The organism is Corallococcus llansteffanensis, assembly GCF_003612055.1.
Taxonomy (GTDB): domain Bacteria; phylum Myxococcota; class Myxococcia; order Myxococcales; family Myxococcaceae; genus Corallococcus; species Corallococcus llansteffanensis.
This window is the reverse complement of the sequence record NZ_RAWB01000221.1, coordinates 1-15,078: the sequence shown is the minus strand read 5'-3', so window position 1 is coordinate 15,078 and position 15,078 is coordinate 1. Positions and strand designations below refer to the sequence as shown.

Sequence of the window (15,078 nt, the reverse complement as noted above, 5' to 3'; positions counted from 1 at the left end):
GGCCCCGGCCACCCCCGCCGTGGATGCCTCCAAGCTGTCCTGGTACCGCCGGCTGTACCTGCGCGTGGAAGCCGCGGCCTCCACGCCCCACGCGCTGGCCACGATGATGGCGGTGTCCGTGGTGGACGGGTCCGTCTTCCCCATCCCCCCGTTCGCCATCCTCGTCCCCATGGTGCTCGCCCAGCCGAAGAAGTGGGTGCGCTACTGTCTGCTGGGCACCCTGGCGAGCCTGGTGGGAGGCCTCATCGGCTACGGCCTGGGCGCGGGTGTGGGTGAAGGCATCGCGCAGCTCCTGCACATCGACCTGGACGTGCGCGTGGACCGCTTCGGCGTGTCCGGCACGGTGGGAGAGCTGCTGGGGCGCAACTTCTGGGTGCTGGCGCTCCTGTGCTCCATCCTGCCCACGCCGTTCAAGATCGTCGCCATTGGCAGCGGGCTCGTGTCGGTGCCGCTGGAGCGCTTCCTGCTGGCGTCCATCATCGGCCGCTCGGTGCGCTTCTTCCTGGTGGGCAGCGTGGTGCGCTTCTTCGGCCCCACCGCGCGCAAGTGGCTGCGCGTCTGACGCGCTAGCCCAGGCCCGTGGCGCCCACCGCGCCGCGCGCCTCCTCCCGCGCCACGCTCGCGAGCGTGGCCTCCACCGTGGACAGCAGCACGTCCGGGCGCACCGGCTTCTCCAGCACCGGGTTGCTCACCGTCTCCATGAACGCGCGGGCCTCCGGTGACGACACGCCGCCGGAGATGAACACCACCCGGGACACCAGCACGGGCGCCTCCGCCACCAGCCGCCGGTACACCGCGATGCCGTCCATGCCCGGCATCTGCAGGTCGCACAGCACCACGTCGAAGGGCTCGCCCCCCGCCACCCGCGCCAGCGCGTCCTCGCCGCCGGTGGCGGTGACGACGTCGTGGTAGGGCTCCAGGAGCAGGCGCATGGACTGCGCCAGCCGGGGCTCGTCGTCCACGATGAGCACCCGGCCCCGCCGGCCTGGGAGCGCGCCCGGGGACGCCTCCGCGCCTCGCGCGTTTCCGCGCAGGAGCGGCGACACGGAAGGCCCCGCGCTCTGCACGGGCGCGGGCGGCAGCAGCAGCGTGAAGGTGGCGCCCTGGCCCGGCACGCTGTGCGCGTGCAGTTCGCCCCCGTGCGTGCGGATGATCTGCTGGCAGATGGCGAGCCCCAGGCCGGTGCCCTCCCCGCTGCCCTTGGTGGTGAAGAACGGGTCGAAGATGCGCGGCAGCACGTCCGGGGGGATGCCCCCGCCGGTGTCCTCCACCTCGACGCGCGCGTGGCCGGACGGCGCCGTGCCGGTGCGCACGCGCACCTCGTTGCGGGCGGGGTCCCCCTCCGGGATGGCCTGCATGGCGTTCACCAGCAGGTTGAGCAGCACCTGGCCCAGCCGCGCCTCGCTGCCCAGCACCCGGGGCACCGGCCCGAACTGCTCCACCAGCCGCGCGCGGGGCCGAAGCGCGTGGAGCACGACGCGCACCGCGGGCGGCACCAGCGCGTTCAGGTCCACCAGCCCGCGCTCGGGGGCGCCCTCGCGGCTGAACACCTGCAGGTCCCTCACGATGAGGCGGATGCGCTCGGCGCCCTCCTGCGCCCCGCGCACGCTGCCCAGGGCGTCGCGCACGCGCGCGGGGGCCTCCGCGCCCTCCGCGGCGAGGCTGCGCTGGGCGGCCTCCAGATTCAGCGCCAGGTACGCCAGCGGGTTGTTGATTTCATGGCCCACGCCCGCGGCCAGCGTCCCCACCGCGGCCACGCGCTCGGCCGCCACCAGGCGGGCCTGCAGCTCCTTCGTCGCGGTGACGTCGCGGTGGGTGGCCACGAAGTGCGTCACGGCCTCGCCGTCCGCGCGCACCGGGGACAGCTGCATCTCGCTCCACACCCGCGTGCCATCCGGCCGCGTCAGGGCCACCTCCGCGCGCAGCGACCGCTCCTCGCGCAGCGCCTCCGCCAGCCGCAGCCGCTCCCCGCTGTCGCCCGACGCGAGCAGCGCCCCGGGGGGCGCGCCCACCAGCTCCTCGCGCCGCCGGCCCACGAGCGCGCACAGCGCCTCGTTGGCGAACACCGTGTGCAGCACGCCCGGCTCGCGCACCTCGCAGATGAGCACCCCTTCGTGCACCGCGCGCACGGTGGTCGCGAGCAGCTCCAGCACCTCCACCGCCTGACGGCGCTCCGCGCGGGCCGCCGCGAGCAGCAGGCCCGTCAGCGCGGTGATGCCGATGAAGAGCTGCAGCACCACCAGCCCCTGCGGCAGCGCGCCGGCCGTGAAGAACGGCCCCAGCCCCCGCGCGGTGCCGGCGATGGCCGCCATGGCGATGAACAGCGAGGACAGCGCCGCGCCCCGGGGCCCGAAGCGCAGGGCCGCCCAGGCCGACAGCGGGAAGAGCAGGAACGCCAGCGCGTGCGCGGAACCGGAGCCCGGCTGCGGGAAGGCGAAGACGCCCACGCACACCGCCACCGTCGCCGCCGGCAGCACGCCCATCTCCCACGCCGCCCGCACGCGCCGGGGCCTGCGCAGCAGCAGCAGCGGCGGCGTCACCAGCAGGACGCCCAGCAGGTCCGCCATCCACCACAGCCAGGCCCCCGGCCACCACTGCGCGAGCGGCAGCACGCCCGCCACCACGAGGCCCAGCGGGCCCATGGCCGCGGCCATGAGCGCGCCCAGCCCGGCCGCCGCGCCCAGCCACGCGACGTCGCGCACGCGGTGCAATTCCCGCGAGCACGCCACCCGGCGCAGCAGCATGGCCCCCACCACCGCCTCCAGCGTCGACCCGACGGCGATGGCCAGCACCACCCCGGAGGGCATCTCCAGCGTGAGCGCCACCAGCGCAGCGCCCACGAAGACGGCGGGCCAGCGCGACAGCCCCAGCAGCAGCAGTCCGCCCAGCGCCACGCCCGACGACAGCCAGACCGGTCCGATGTGGCTGTCCTCCGCCGCCAGCAACAGCCCCACGCGCGCGGCCACGAGGTACATGCCCACCAGCGCCAGGCCTTCGGCCAGGCCCCGGACCGGGAACGACGACGCCGCACGGGCCTGCTGCTGACCTTGGATGATGACTCCCCCCGGTGCCTCCGGGCCTGGATGACAGGGCCGGAGGAACATGCGTCATGCTAGCGGGGACGGCGACCCGTTTGCACTCCCTCCGCGGGCCCGCCCACCGGGCAGGCAGGCGGTGTCCACCAGGGGATGCAATGGGTGCCCCGGCGGGCCGTATCCCCGGGCAAGGAGGAACGAATCCATGTCGCGTCCCGGTCTTGCTGCGCTGCTGTCGTTCTTCATCCCTGGCGTGGGGCAGATCTACAACGGAGACATCCTGCGCGGGGTCTTCTGGCTCATCATCACCCCCGGCTTCTGGCTGGGCACGGGCGGGGTGCTGGGCTGGGTGTGCCACGTCATCGCCGCGGCCACCGCGTTCAACCGCGCGGAGGATCGGGAGCGGCTGCGCTACGGCGCCGGCTGAGCCCGTCCCGCGCCCGCCCGCGAACAGGGGCGGGCATGAAAAAGGGGCCTGCCGGCCCCCTCCTACCGCCGCCCCGGCGCCTGCACAGGCCGGGGCGGTTGGCTTTTCAGGCCGTGCTAGCTGTTGAAGGCCTCGGGCAACGGCTGGGGCCCGGGGACGATGCCGGCGATGTCCGGATCCTCCTCACCTGGGGCCCGCGCCGGACGCTGATCCTTCTCCGTCTTGCGCTCGGCCTTCTTGGTGTCCTTCTCGCGCTGCTTCTGCTGGCGCGCCATCTCCTTCTGCCGCTTCGTGGACCTTCCCTGCATGGGACCTCCCGGGAAAAATTAGCGAAAAAGAGGCCCGGCCTCGTTCAAGGCCGGACCTCGTGGATGAGTGAAAAGCAGCAGAGCCGGAAGGCTCAGCCGACCGGGCGGACGTTCTCCGCCTGGAGCCCCTTCGGGCCCTTCTTCACTTCGAACTCCACCTTCTGGCCTTCGGCCAGGGTGCGGAAGCCGTCCGCGACGATGGCCGTGTGGTGGCAGAACACGTCCGGACCACCGCTGTCCTGCGTGATGAAGCCGAAGCCCTTCGCATCATTGAACCACTTCACCGTACCACTTGCCATAATCTGCTTCCTTCTCCCACTGACAGTAAGGCTTCATCGCCAGACTGCCCGCCCCTGCTTTTGGGACGTAGACCGCGCCTTAGCCCTGAACAGCCATGAAGTCGAGCCGGGAACCACTCCCAGCACGGGCTCACGCCATCCAACGTAACAACCCGGGTCCTGCGGTGAAACGCCTTCACGGGGCCGTCCATTTCCCGCTGGCTGACGCTCCAGGCGGCCGGGGAAGGGACACTTCCCCCGGGCCCCGGTGTTCGAGGGGAGGGCTGGAATAGTTTCCAGCTCCGAACACTTCCACACCGACGTGTCCTATCCTGCGCGCCGCCAGTCCCGTTCCACCCCTTCGCACCGACCCATGAGGCGCCCCTCCCCGTGACCGCTCCCATCCGTGTGACCTTCGGCCAGCGCGATGCGTCCTTCGCCGAGGACCTGAAGCGCAAGGTCTCCGAATACTTCGAGACCCGGAACCTCTCCCAGCGAGCCAACGGCGCCATGTACGTGAAGGCCCTGGCCATCCTGGGCTTCACCTTCGGCACGTACGGCCTGCTGCTCACCGGGTGGTTCGGCCCCTGGGCCATGCTGGGCATGGCGGTGCTGATGGGCGCGGGCATCGCGGGCATCGGCTTCTGCGTGGGCCACGACGGCGTGCACGGCTCCTACAGCGACAACCCCCGCGTGAACACGGCGGTGGGCCTGGCGTTCGACCTCATCGGGGCGAACAGCTACATGTGGCGCATCACCCACAACGTCCTGCACCACACGTACACGAACATCCAGGGCATGGACGAGGACCTGACGGTGAGCCCGCAGCTGCGGCTTTCGCCCCATTCCGAGTGGAAGCCGTACCACCGCGCGCAGCACCTGTACGCGTTCCTGGCCTACTCGCTGACCACCGTCTTCTGGGTCTTCGCCAAGGACTACAAGTACTTCTTCCAGAAGGACCTGGGCCCCTACAAGGACAAGAAGCACGCACCGGCCGAGTGGGCGCGCCTGATTGGCATGAAGGCCGTGTACTACGGCTGGACGCTGGTCATCCCGTGGATGGTCCTGAACGTGACCTGGTGGCAGTTCGCGGTGGGCCTGCTCGCCATGCACATGACCGCGGGCTTCATCCTGGGCATCGTCTTCCAGCTGGCCCACGTGGTGGAGGACACGGCGTTCCCCGTGCCGGATCAGGGCGGCAACGTGGAGGACGCGTGGATGGTGCACCAGCTGCGCACCACGGCGAACTTCGCCCGCAAGAACCGCGTGCTGAGCTGGTACGTGGGCGGGCTCAACTACCAGATCGAGCACCACCTGTTCCCCAAGGTGTGCAGCATCCACTACCCGGCGCTGAGCGAAATCGTCCAGGCGACGGCCAAGGAGCACGGCCTGCCCTACCCGGAGGCGGAGACGTTCCTGGGCGCGGTGGGTTCGCACTACCGGATGCTCAAGCAGCTGGGCAAGCAGCCCGCGGTGGTCGCCTCCGACGAGCCGAAGCCCGAGCTCGCCGTGGCGGCCTGAGCCACCAGGAAGCCTCCTGGAAGCCTCCCAAGGGGCCGCCCTCCTCACGAAGGAGGCGGCCCCTTCTTCGTGGGTGCCTCAGGGGCTCGCGTCGCGCAGCACGGCCAGCAGGCCCTCGGCCGTGAACACGACGGCCCGCGCCCCGTGCGCGTGGAGCTCCGCCGCCGTCCGGAAGCCCCAGGTGACACCCACGCCGTACATGCCCGCCGCCCGCGCGGTGTCCATGTCGATGGAGGTGTCCCCCACGAAGCCGCACGCATCCGGCGGCACGCCCAGCTCCTCCGCCAGGGCCAGGGCCGACGTGGGGTCCGGCTTGCGCGGGATGCCCGGCCGCTCGCCGTACACGGCCGTGAAGGACACGCCCGGCAGCAGCCTCGCGGCGAGCCGCTTCACGAAGTCGTCGGACTTGTTGCTGAGCACGCCCAGCCGCACGCCGTCCGCGTGGAGCGCGGTGAGCACGTCCACCACGCCCGGGTAGGCGCGCGTCCGGTCGAACAGGTGCGCGTCGTAGTAGGCGTGGTAGGTGGCCAGCACCTCGCCCTGGAGCGCCGGGTCCGCCCCGCCGGTGGCCCTCTCCGCGAGCCGGGCCACGCCCTCGCCCACGAACAGCAGGTAGGCGTCTTCCGGGTGCGGCGGGAGGCCGTGCTGGACGAGCGCGTGGTTCATCGCCGTGGCGATGTCCCCCAGCGAGTCCACCAGCGTCCCATCCAAGTCGAAGATGACAGCGCGCAGGGCGGGCATGACGACGACGGCCTTTCTTGCAGAAACGCGAACGCCCCGACCCACGAGGGGGTCAGGGCGTCTGTTGGTAGAGCGCGGACCCCGGAACCGGCCGGGGCCCGCCGCGAGCAAAAACCTACGGGGTGGCGGCGGCGGTCTTCTCACCGGCGGCCGCGCCACCGGCCTGGATGACGGCGAAGTTGATGTTGTTGTAGCCCGCCGTGGCGCAGCTGAACATCACGCGCTTGATGACCTTGAACTGAACGTCCTTGTTGGCCTGGATGTTCACGTCACCCTTGAAGCCGTCCGTGCCGTTCGCCATGGCGTGGAGGTCTTCGAACTGCTTCTTCATGTCGCGCAGCTTCTCTTCCAGCGCGGGGATGTTGAGGTACTCGTCCTTCGTGAGGTCCTCCACCCGGCCCACGATGGTGCCCGACACGCTGACCTGGTCGTTGGACACCATCACCACCGGATGCATCTCCACTTCCTTGACGTTGACCGCCTCGGGAAGCTGGATGTCCTTGGTCATCATCAGCACCTCACCCGTCGCGGAGAAGTTCGCGATGAGGAAGAGCACGATGATGACGAACATGTCGACGAGCGGGGTGATGAGCAGGTCGGCGTTCCCGTTCTTCTTGCCGTGCCCGCCGTGGCCGAAGACCTTGGAGTGCTCCAGCCGCTTGCCGTACCGCTTACCCGGAACCTTGATACCCATGGCTTGAAGTGCTCCTGTTAGCCCATCGCCGCGGACACGGACACCTGGGGCAACCCAGAGCCAATGCACTCGTCGATGATGCGAACCAGGTCCTCGTAGCGGACCAGGTCCTCGGTCTGGAGGGTGATGGCGGCCTGATCCGGCAGCTGCGCCTTCAATTCCTTGAAGCGCGCCACCAGCTTGGTCAGGTCCGGCCGGCCCTTGTCATCCCGGGTGAGGGGAATGGGGTCGAAGGCGCTCTGGTCGGCGGTGAGGCGCATCTCCGTGGGCGACACCAGGAGGGTGAGCTGGACCGTCTTGGTCTTCTCCTCCTCCTGCTGCTCGTCCGTGGAGGCCCCGCCAGCCTGCGACACCTGGAGACGGCCGATCTGGGTCCAGACCGCCGTCATGATGAGGAAGCTGATGGTCACTGCCATCAGGTCGATGAAGGGCACCATGTTGATGGCGGTATCGAGCGGCTTCTTGCCACCCTTCCCACCTGTGCCCAGATCCATTCCGCCGGCCATGGCGACTACCTCCCTGCTCTACCGCGCTCTTCGCGCACGAACGACGTTTCAAGAAGTTTCAGGAAAGGGCGCGACTGTCTGGGTCCACCACCTCGGGGCTACCAGACAGCGCGCCGGTGCATCCGGTTCCAACCTGCGCTGCCGCGAGGAGGACTACTCCTCGGCGTGCGCGTGGGCGGCGGCCGGGATGTTCAGGTTCTTGAACTTGTCGCGGTTGGCCACGATGAGGTTCAGCACGGACACGCTGGTCTCGTTGATGTCGTTGATGAGGCCCTGGGTGCGGCCCATCAGCACGGAGAACGCGATCAGCGCCGGGATGGCCGTCAGCAGCCCGAAGCCCGTGCAGTTCATGGCTTCAGAAATACCGTTCGCCAGAATGGTCGCCTTGTCGGCCGGGTTCACGTTCGCCACGGCCTCGAAGCAGGTGATGAGACCGTTCACCGTTCCGAGCAGACCGGCGAGCATGGCCGCGTTGCCGAGCATCGCCAGGTAGCCCGTGCGCGCCTCCAGCTTCGGCGTCTCACGCAGGCTGGCCTCGTCGAGCGCCGCCTGGACCTCTTCCTGGCCCTTGGGGACGTTCATCAGACCGGCCTTGATGACGTTGGTCAGCGGCGTGTTCTTCTGGCCGGCCACGTAGTTGATGGCCTTGTCCAGGTCGCCCGCGTAGATGTGCTTCTTCAGCCCGCGCAGGAAGCCTTCCTTGTTGATGGAGGCCTTGCCGAACAGGACGATGCTGCGCTCGATGATGATGGACAGCGCCACCACGAGACACACCGCGATGGGGTACATGCCGGCCTGACCGGACTCCCAGCGGCGGCCCAGCTCTTGGAGGAACGTCTCATTGCCTCCGCCAGCGTTGGCGAGAACGGACAGATTGGCTACAAACCCCAGGTTCATCACTGATGGCCTCCAGATGGGCGGCGAGACTCGCGCTTGCGAGCCGTTCCGGACTGCTTCCGGCCGGGTGGACATCCACCCAGGTCGTCAGCAGGAATATTGGATCACGGTGGCGCGAGTCTAGGAACCGCTTCCAGAGGTGTCAAGGCAGGCACCCTCAGCGTTAGATCCTGAAATCTCACAGGAATTTTGCGTTGGCGCGCGGCTTGCCAAGCCGCTGACCAGGGTACATGGCGAGCCCTTTGCCGTGGCTTCCGCCCCAGGCGTGCCAGCGATTTGGGCACCTCTGAATGCCGTGTTAGGGCGGGAAACCATGGCCAGGAAGCGCATCGGGGAGCTGCTGGTGGAACGGGGCGCGATCACGCCCGCCCAGCTGGAGGCGGGGCTCGCGGCCCAGCGACAGACGCGGCAGCGGCTGGGGGTGACGCTCATCGGTCAGGGCGCCATCACGGAGGCGACGCTCGCCCAGGCGCTCAGTGAAGCGCTGGGGATGCCCCAGGTGGACCTGGCGGCGATCACCCCGGACTGGGCGGCGGTGCACCTGCTGCGCGCGCGCTTCTGCGAACAGCACGACCTGTTCCCCTTCGCGCTGGAGAGCGTGGGCGGCCGGCGCCAGCTGGTGGTGGCCATGGCGGACCCGCTCAACATCACCGCCATCGAGGAGATTGAATTCACCAGCGGCCTGAAGGTCAGCGGCCGGGTGACGGCGCTGTCCGCCGTGCGCGGCGCCATCCTGCGCTACTACCACAAGGTGCCCGTGGCGGCCGGCCCCCGCCCCGGCGCGGCGCCTGCAAGGCCCGCGGCCCCTGCAAGGCCCGCTCCGCCCCCCGCGCGTCCGGCGACGGTGGACGACGACGAGGAGGTCATCGTCGGGGAGGAGCTGCCGGCGGCGGAGAAGACGCAGCGCACGTCGCTGGCGGAGCTGATCCGCGAGCGCGAGGAGCAGGCGAAGCGGCGCCGGAGCACCGGCGCGAGCCCGGCGGGAGAGAAGCCCAAGGCGCGCCCGGGGGCCCCCGCGGGCGGGGTGCTGGATGATCTGGACTACCTCTTCGGCCAGGCGGCGCGCGAGGAGCCGGACAGGCTGGAGGAGTTGGAGCGCCGCTTCTGGGCCCTGATGCGCATCATGGCGCGCAAGGGCCTGCTGACGAACGAGGAGTTCCGGCGCGAGCTGGACGACGAGGGCGGCGAGGGCTGAAGCCAGGGGCCCGAAGCTCCCCGAAGCTCCCCGAAGCTCTGGAGACGCCCCGGCTCTCTTCAGCCCAGCGCCAGCGGCAGCCGCACGGTGAAGGTGGTGCCCTGCCCCAGGGCGCTCTCCACGGTGAGGCGGCCGCCGTGGTTCTCCACGATGCCCTGGCAGATGGACAGGCCCAGGCCCGTGCCCCGGCCTTCGGGCTTGGTGGTGAAGAAGGGCTCGAAGATGCGCGACAGGTTGCGCGGCTCGATGCCGGTGCCGGTGTCGCGCACACGCACCACGGCCTCCTGCCCCTCCTGCGCGGTGGACAGGTGCACCTCTCCGCCCGGCGCCATCGCGTGGCAGGCGTTGGTGATGAGGTTGACGAACACCTGCACCAGGTTGGCGCGCACCGCGGCCAGGGGCGGCACGTCTCCCGCGTACTCGCGGTGCACGGTGACGCGCGCCTGGGACACGACGTGCTCGCAGAAACCCACCGCCATGTCCACGACGGCGTTGAGCGCCACCTGCTCCGGCCGGTCCTGCGCGGGGCGCGCGTAGCTGACCAGGTCGCGGGTGAAGCGCAGGATGCGGTGGCTGCTCTCCAATATCTTCCGCAGCTTCTCCTGGTCGGCCGGGTTCGCGCCCGGCGTCATCCGGGAGCGCTGCAGGAGCGCGTCCGCGTACGTCGCCACCGCCGTCATGGGGTTGTTGATTTCATGCACCACGCTGGCCGCGAGCTGACCGATGGAGGCCAGCTTCTCCGCGTGGATGATGCGCTTCTCCAGCTCCTTCACCACCGTGACGTCCTGGCCAATGGCGATGACGCCCTCCACCTCGCCCGGCTGGGTGAGCATGGAGGAGGTGGCGAAGGACACGCGCACCTCGCCGCCGTCGCGGGTGAGCAGGCGCGTCTCGAAGTTGTTCACGGACTCGCCGCGCATGGCCGCCGCCAGCACGGGGGCGAGGCGCAGTTGTTCGCTGCTCGCCACCAGCGAGGACAAGTCGCGCCCCAGCACCTGGTCCTTGGAGAGGCCGGTGAGCGCGCTCAGGGCCTGGTTGAAGACCACCACCTGCTTGTCCCGGTTCACCACCAGGATGAGCGCGTTGGCCTTCTCCAGCAGCTCCTCCAGGTACTTGCGCACGAACGTGAGCTCGTCGATGAGCTTCGCGTTCTTCACGGCGACGGCGACCTGGCTTGCCAGCTGGAGCAGCACGCGCTCGTCGTGCGCGACGTCCGCGTCCAGGCCGTCCGGGTACTCCATGTTGATGGCGCCGAAGAGCTGGCCGCTCGCGACCAGGGGCGCGCTCACCGCGCGGGTGCTGCCGTGGAAGAGCAGCGGCACCTCCTCCGAGATGCTCACCCGGCCCCGCGGCAGGGACGACAGCGGCAGGTTCGTCTTCTCCACCGAGCGCTGGAAGAGCACCAGCGGCTCGTGCGCGCCCTCCTTGAGCCGCCCCTCGGCGTAGAGGGACGTGAGGCCCCCGGTGCGCGCATCCACGATGCGGATGCAGAACGAGCGGCCGGGGAACAGCTCCTTCACCCCGCGCGCCACCGCCGCCACCAGCTCCTCCTCGCCGCCCACCTCCGCCACGCTGCGGCCCAGGTCCAGCAGCACGCCCTCGGTGCGCGCCTGCTCCAGCAGGGCGCGCTCGGCCACCACCAGCCGGCCGCTGATGACCTCCGTGTCCACCCGGGCGCGCACCGCCACGGTGTCCGCCTTGCGCGACAGGGTGAGCACCAGCGAGGTGCCGTCCTGGAGCACGACGTCCATCTCGTGGGAGTGGCCGTCCTCGGGCGCGGTGGCGTCCGTCAGGGCCTGCTCCACGACCTCCACGGCGATGCCGCGCTCCGCGCAGAAGCGGCGCAGCGCGGGGTTCACGGCCGCGACGCGCAGGGCCGCGTCACAGAGGGCCGCGGGCTCGTCGAGCGCGTCGAAGAAGGCCTGGAAGGCGTCGGGGGCCGGGGTTCCGGGCGGACGCACGGCGCGGACCTCACTCTTCATGGGAGGTGGCCTTGTCGAGGTCGAGGATCTGCTGCGCCCCCACGTACGACTTCGTCTCGTAGCGGGTGATCTTCCCGATCTTCCGGACGATCTCCGCCATGCGCTCCGCCTCGCGGTAGATGATGTCCACCGGCCTCCAGGCGAAGTCGTCCTCCTTGAGCTTGCGCTTGAGCAGCTCCGCGTAGCCCATCACGGACGTGAGGGGCTGGTTGAGCTCATGGGCCGCGGTGCCGGCGAGCGCGACGATGACCGCGCTCTTCTCGCTCTCCTCCAGCCGGGTCTCCACGTCCGACAGCTTGCGCTCCAGCTGCACCCGGTCCCGGAGGTCGGTGAAGATGCCGACGCTGAAGGACTCGCGACCGCCCTCGTAGACGATGGAGGCCGTCATGTTGACGGGCACGCGCTCGCCGGAGCGGTGCATCAGCTCCTGGCGGATGAGCGACAGCCGGCCGCGCCCTCCCAGCTCCGGGCTTCGCAGCTGCGCCATCACGCGCTGGGCGACGCCGGGCGGGTAGAGCTGCAGGACGGTGAGCTTCTCCTGGGCCTCCGCGGCGGTGTAGCCGCACATGGCCTCCGCGCCCTTGTTGAAGAGGATGATGCGCCCCTTCAGGTCGGCGGCGATGATGGCGTCCACCGACGAGTCGATGAGCCGCTCCAGGAAGTCCTTCGTGTTGCGCAGCTCGTCCTCCAGCTTGCGCGCGTGCGTCACGTCCCGGAACGACAGGATGGTGGCCGCGTCCTCGTCGCGCAGCGGCGCCGCGGACATGGACAGCGTGAGGCACCGGCCCGCCGGCGTGCGCACCACCACGTCCACGCCCGAGCGCGCCTCGCCCCGTGACGCGGACGTCACCAGCTCCATCAGCACGCCTTCGTCCAGCGGCTGGGTGATTTGATTCAGGTGCTTGCCGCGCGCTTCGTTCGCGGTCGTGTCCAGCATCTGCGCGCCGGAGGGGTTGAGCGACAGCACCCCGGCCTTGTCGTCGAGGATGGCCACGCCCTCGCTCACGTGCGCGAAGAAGAGCTGGTAGGGTTTGAAGGAAGCCGCCTTCTCCTCCGCCGCCAGCCGCGCGGTCTGCACCGACTGGAGCACCGACGCGCTCCGCAGGGCCACCGCCGTGGCGTGCGCCACCGTGGTGAGGAAGTCGATTTCACGGGCGCTGAAGGCCCGCCTGCGTCCGGCCGCGCGCAGCAGCAGCACGCCGCGCACCTCGCCCCGGATGGGCAGGGGCAGCGCGGCGATGGCGTGGATGCCCCGCGCGGCCACGGCCCGGCGCTCCAGGTCGCCCAGGAGCGGGTGCGTCGCCGCCTCCTGCATCACCACCGGCTTGCCGGTGCGCACGACCTCTCGGATTTCCGGGTAGCGCGCCAGGTCGATTCGCAGGTCCTTGAGGCCCGGGTCGTCGCTGGCGGCGACGATGATGCCCTCGTCCGCGCCGCCGCCCAGCATCACCAGCGTGGCGCGCGCGATGTCCAGCTGTTCGGCGAGCCGCCGCGTCACGCCGTGCAGGAGCGCCTCCACGTCGGAGCTCTCCGCGTAGTCGGCGGTGAGCTCCAGCAGCAGCGCCAGGTCCGTCTGGCTGCGGGCCTGCTCCTCGCGCTCGCGGTGGCGCTCGGCGGCGCGCTGCAGGCGCCAGGTGAGCTCGTGCGGCAGCCCCTGGTGGGTGAGGATGTCGGTGGGGCGCAGCGTGTCCACGGCGGCGAAGCCGCGCGGATCCGGCGACACCAGCGCGAGCAGCGTCAGGTGCGGCCCATTGAGGGACGTGAGCAGCTCCACCACCGCGGGGCCGCAGCCGGGCGCGGTGAGGTCCACCAACGCCAGGGCGGCATCGTCCGGGTTGTCCACCACGCGCAGCCCCGCGCGCTCGGCGGCGGCGTTCAGGGGCTCGCGGGCAACCGAGACCGGTGGGACGAGGACGATACCGAAGGCGGGTTCCGACGGGGCCGGCACGGGGGGCGGAAGACTCCGGAGCGAGGGGGCCCGGAGTCTACACCTCCCCTGGGGTCAGGGGCAGCCAGACTCGAAGGCGCCCTGGTCCGGCGCCGTGCCACAGAAGGGCAGGCCCAGGGACAGGCCGGCCTCGCGCGCGGCGGACCCGGTGGACAGGTGGTAGTCGTCCGCGCCGGTGTTGACGAAGCCCGGGGCGCGCTCCTGGGAGCGCTTGTCCAGGCCAGCCGTCGAGCGCCAGTCCGCCAGCCCCACCGCGGCGTTGTCCAGGCGGAACGACACCGCGCTCCCGCTCAGGAAGTAGAGGTTGCCGTCCACCACCGCGTTGCCGCGGGAAGGCCCGCCGCGCGCGGCGATGCCACAGCCGGAGAAGATGTTGTTGCGCACGTCCAGGCCCTGGTTCGCGCCGGAGGAGCCCTCGCCGAAGATGAGGCACGCGCCGCTCAGGTTCCACACGGTGTTCTGCTGCACCTTCACGTCCGCGGAGGTGTCCACGCGGATGCCGGTGCCCTCCTCGCCCTCGGACGCGCCCAGGCCGTCGTGGATGACGTTGCGGCGGATGAGGACGCGGGTGGGCGGCGCGCCCTCGCGGTAGCCGCCAATCTGGATGGCGCGCGCGTTGGCGTAGAAGACGTTGTCCTCCAGCGTGATGTCGGAGGGGGACAGGTGGACGATGACGCCCTCGCCCGCGGAGGTGGACACGCTGCGGTGGTTGTAGATGGTGTTGCCGCGCAGCGTGACGTGCGTGCACGTCTTGATGTCCACGCCGTTCTCCCGGTTGTCGTGGAGCTGGTTGCCCTCCACGAGCAGGTTGTCGAACGGCGTGCCCGGTGACGTGGCGCCGCCCTCCGGGCCCAGGCACTGCACGCCGTCGCCGGAGTTGTGGTGGATGTCATTGCCGCGCACCACCACGTTGCTCGCGGAGGTCTGCACCGTGACGCCGTGGCTGTCCACCTCCCCCTGGTCGAAGTTGAAGATCTCGTTGTCCGCGATGAGGACGTCGTGCGCCTTGTCCGTCACGTAGACGCCCGAGCCCTCCGTGCCGTTCTTCACGATGCTGCCCTTGAGCACGCCGTGGTGCGCGCCCGCGCCCCGCCACATCACCGCGAAGGTCCGCTCGCCGCCCACGTCCACCGTGAGCCCCTCGAGGTTCCAGTACGCGCCGCTCACGTCCACCAGGGCCGTGGCGCCAATGGAGCCGCCCTTGAGGATGGCCGTGGCGCCCGGCGCGGCCCGGAGCGTGAGCGGCTTCGCGGCCGTGCCCTGCTTCTCCTGGAGCTGCACGCGCTCGCGCCACGTGCCGGACATGAGGAACACCGCCTCACCGGGCTTCACCTGCGACAGCGCTCGAGCCACCGTGCGCAGGGGCAGGGCCTCCGTGCCGGCCGCGGAGTCATTGCCCGTGGGCGACACCCAGAGCACGCGCGAGTACTGCGCCGCGGGCGGCGGCGGAGTCGTGGGAGGTGGATCCGTGGGAGGCGGTGGATCCGTGGGGTCGCTGGTGGTGCCCCCGCCGGTGCCGGCGTCGGGCGCGGGGCCGGGACGGGTG

General features: G+C 70.6%; 14 protein-coding genes. 4 read left to right on the top strand and 10 right to left on the bottom strand.

Annotated elements, in window-relative coordinates:
* Window positions 1-562 (top strand): YqaA family protein (locus tag D7V93_RS20935; RefSeq protein ID WP_341870948.1); only part of this gene is annotated, 562 nt, incomplete at its 5' end.
* Window positions 563-566: 4 nt separating this feature from the next.
* Here D7V93_RS20935 and espC read toward each other — a convergent pair.
* Window positions 567-3,104 carry a serine histidine kinase EspC gene (gene espC, locus D7V93_RS20930; RefSeq protein WP_120645098.1) on the bottom strand — a complete coding sequence of 846 codons (2,538 nt, stop codon included), beginning with the start codon at window positions 3,102-3,104 and terminating at the stop codon, window positions 567-569.
* Between the two features lie 136 nt (window positions 3,105-3,240).
* Here espC and D7V93_RS20925 point away from each other — a divergent pair, with 136 nt between their 5' ends.
* Window positions 3,241-3,462 (top strand): hypothetical protein, encoded by a 222-nt coding sequence (locus D7V93_RS20925; protein WP_120645097.1) that lies wholly within the window; start codon window positions 3,241-3,243, stop codon window positions 3,460-3,462.
* 116 nt (window positions 3,463-3,578) lie between these two features.
* Here the strand turns inward: D7V93_RS20925 and D7V93_RS20920 are convergent, their stop codons facing one another.
* Window positions 3,579-3,770 carry a hypothetical protein gene (locus tag D7V93_RS20920; RefSeq protein ID WP_120613488.1) on the bottom strand — a complete coding sequence of 64 codons (192 nt, stop codon included), beginning with the start codon at window positions 3,768-3,770 and terminating at the stop codon, window positions 3,579-3,581.
* A 92-nt stretch (window positions 3,771-3,862) separates the two neighbouring features.
* Entirely contained in the window at window positions 3,863-4,069 is a 207-nt protein-coding gene (locus D7V93_RS20915) for a cold-shock protein (protein WP_120613487.1), read from the bottom strand.
* A gap of 369 nt (window positions 4,070-4,438) precedes the next feature.
* On the opposite strand from D7V93_RS20915, the gene D7V93_RS20910 reads away from it, so the two are divergent.
* Complete coding sequence (locus D7V93_RS20910) at window positions 4,439-5,569, top strand: fatty acid desaturase family protein (protein ID WP_120645096.1); 1,131 nt, start codon at window positions 4,439-4,441, stop codon at window positions 5,567-5,569.
* A 78-nt stretch (window positions 5,570-5,647) separates the two neighbouring features.
* Here the strand turns inward: D7V93_RS20910 and D7V93_RS20905 are convergent, their stop codons facing one another.
* The 4 genes from D7V93_RS20905 to D7V93_RS20890 form a co-directional block, all read right to left on the bottom strand.
* Window positions 5,648-6,310, bottom strand: a complete 663-nt coding sequence (locus D7V93_RS20905; protein WP_120645095.1) for an HAD family hydrolase — start codon at window positions 6,308-6,310, stop codon at window positions 5,648-5,650.
* A gap of 115 nt (window positions 6,311-6,425) precedes the next feature.
* Entirely contained in the window at window positions 6,426-7,004 is a 579-nt protein-coding gene (locus tag D7V93_RS20900; protein ID WP_120645094.1) for an ExbD/TolR family protein, read from the bottom strand.
* A gap of 17 nt (window positions 7,005-7,021) precedes the next feature.
* Window positions 7,022-7,510, bottom strand: a complete 489-nt coding sequence (locus tag D7V93_RS20895; protein WP_120629553.1) for an ExbD/TolR family protein — start codon at window positions 7,508-7,510, stop codon at window positions 7,022-7,024.
* Window positions 7,511-7,663: 153 nt separating this feature from the next.
* Window positions 7,664-8,407: a MotA/TolQ/ExbB proton channel family protein gene (locus tag D7V93_RS20890; protein ID WP_120645093.1), complete on the bottom strand. Its 744-nt coding sequence runs from the start codon at window positions 8,405-8,407 to the stop codon at window positions 7,664-7,666.
* A gap of 313 nt (window positions 8,408-8,720) precedes the next feature.
* Here D7V93_RS20890 and D7V93_RS20885 point away from each other — a divergent pair, with 313 nt between their 5' ends.
* Window positions 8,721-9,602 carry a cyclic di-GMP-binding domain-containing protein, MshE-related gene (locus D7V93_RS20885; protein ID WP_120645092.1) on the top strand — a complete coding sequence of 294 codons (882 nt, stop codon included), beginning with the start codon at window positions 8,721-8,723 and terminating at the stop codon, window positions 9,600-9,602.
* A gap of 59 nt (window positions 9,603-9,661) precedes the next feature.
* Here the strand turns inward: D7V93_RS20885 and D7V93_RS20880 are convergent, their stop codons facing one another.
* The 3 genes from D7V93_RS20880 to D7V93_RS20870 form a co-directional block, all read right to left on the bottom strand.
* A complete protein-coding gene (locus tag D7V93_RS20880; protein WP_120645091.1) occupies window positions 9,662-11,584 on the bottom strand; it encodes an ATP-binding protein in 1,923 nt (640 codons plus the stop codon).
* Window positions 11,574-13,532: a PAS domain S-box protein gene (locus D7V93_RS20875; RefSeq protein WP_208723085.1), complete on the bottom strand. Its 1,959-nt coding sequence runs from the start codon at window positions 13,530-13,532 to the stop codon at window positions 11,574-11,576. Before D7V93_RS20875 ends, D7V93_RS20880 begins: the two co-directional genes overlap by 11 nt.
* 54 nt (window positions 13,533-13,586) lie before the next feature.
* Window positions 13,587-15,078, bottom strand: a 1,492-nt coding sequence (locus D7V93_RS20870; RefSeq protein ID WP_120645090.1) for a right-handed parallel beta-helix repeat-containing protein, incomplete at its 5' end; no start/stop codon positions are given.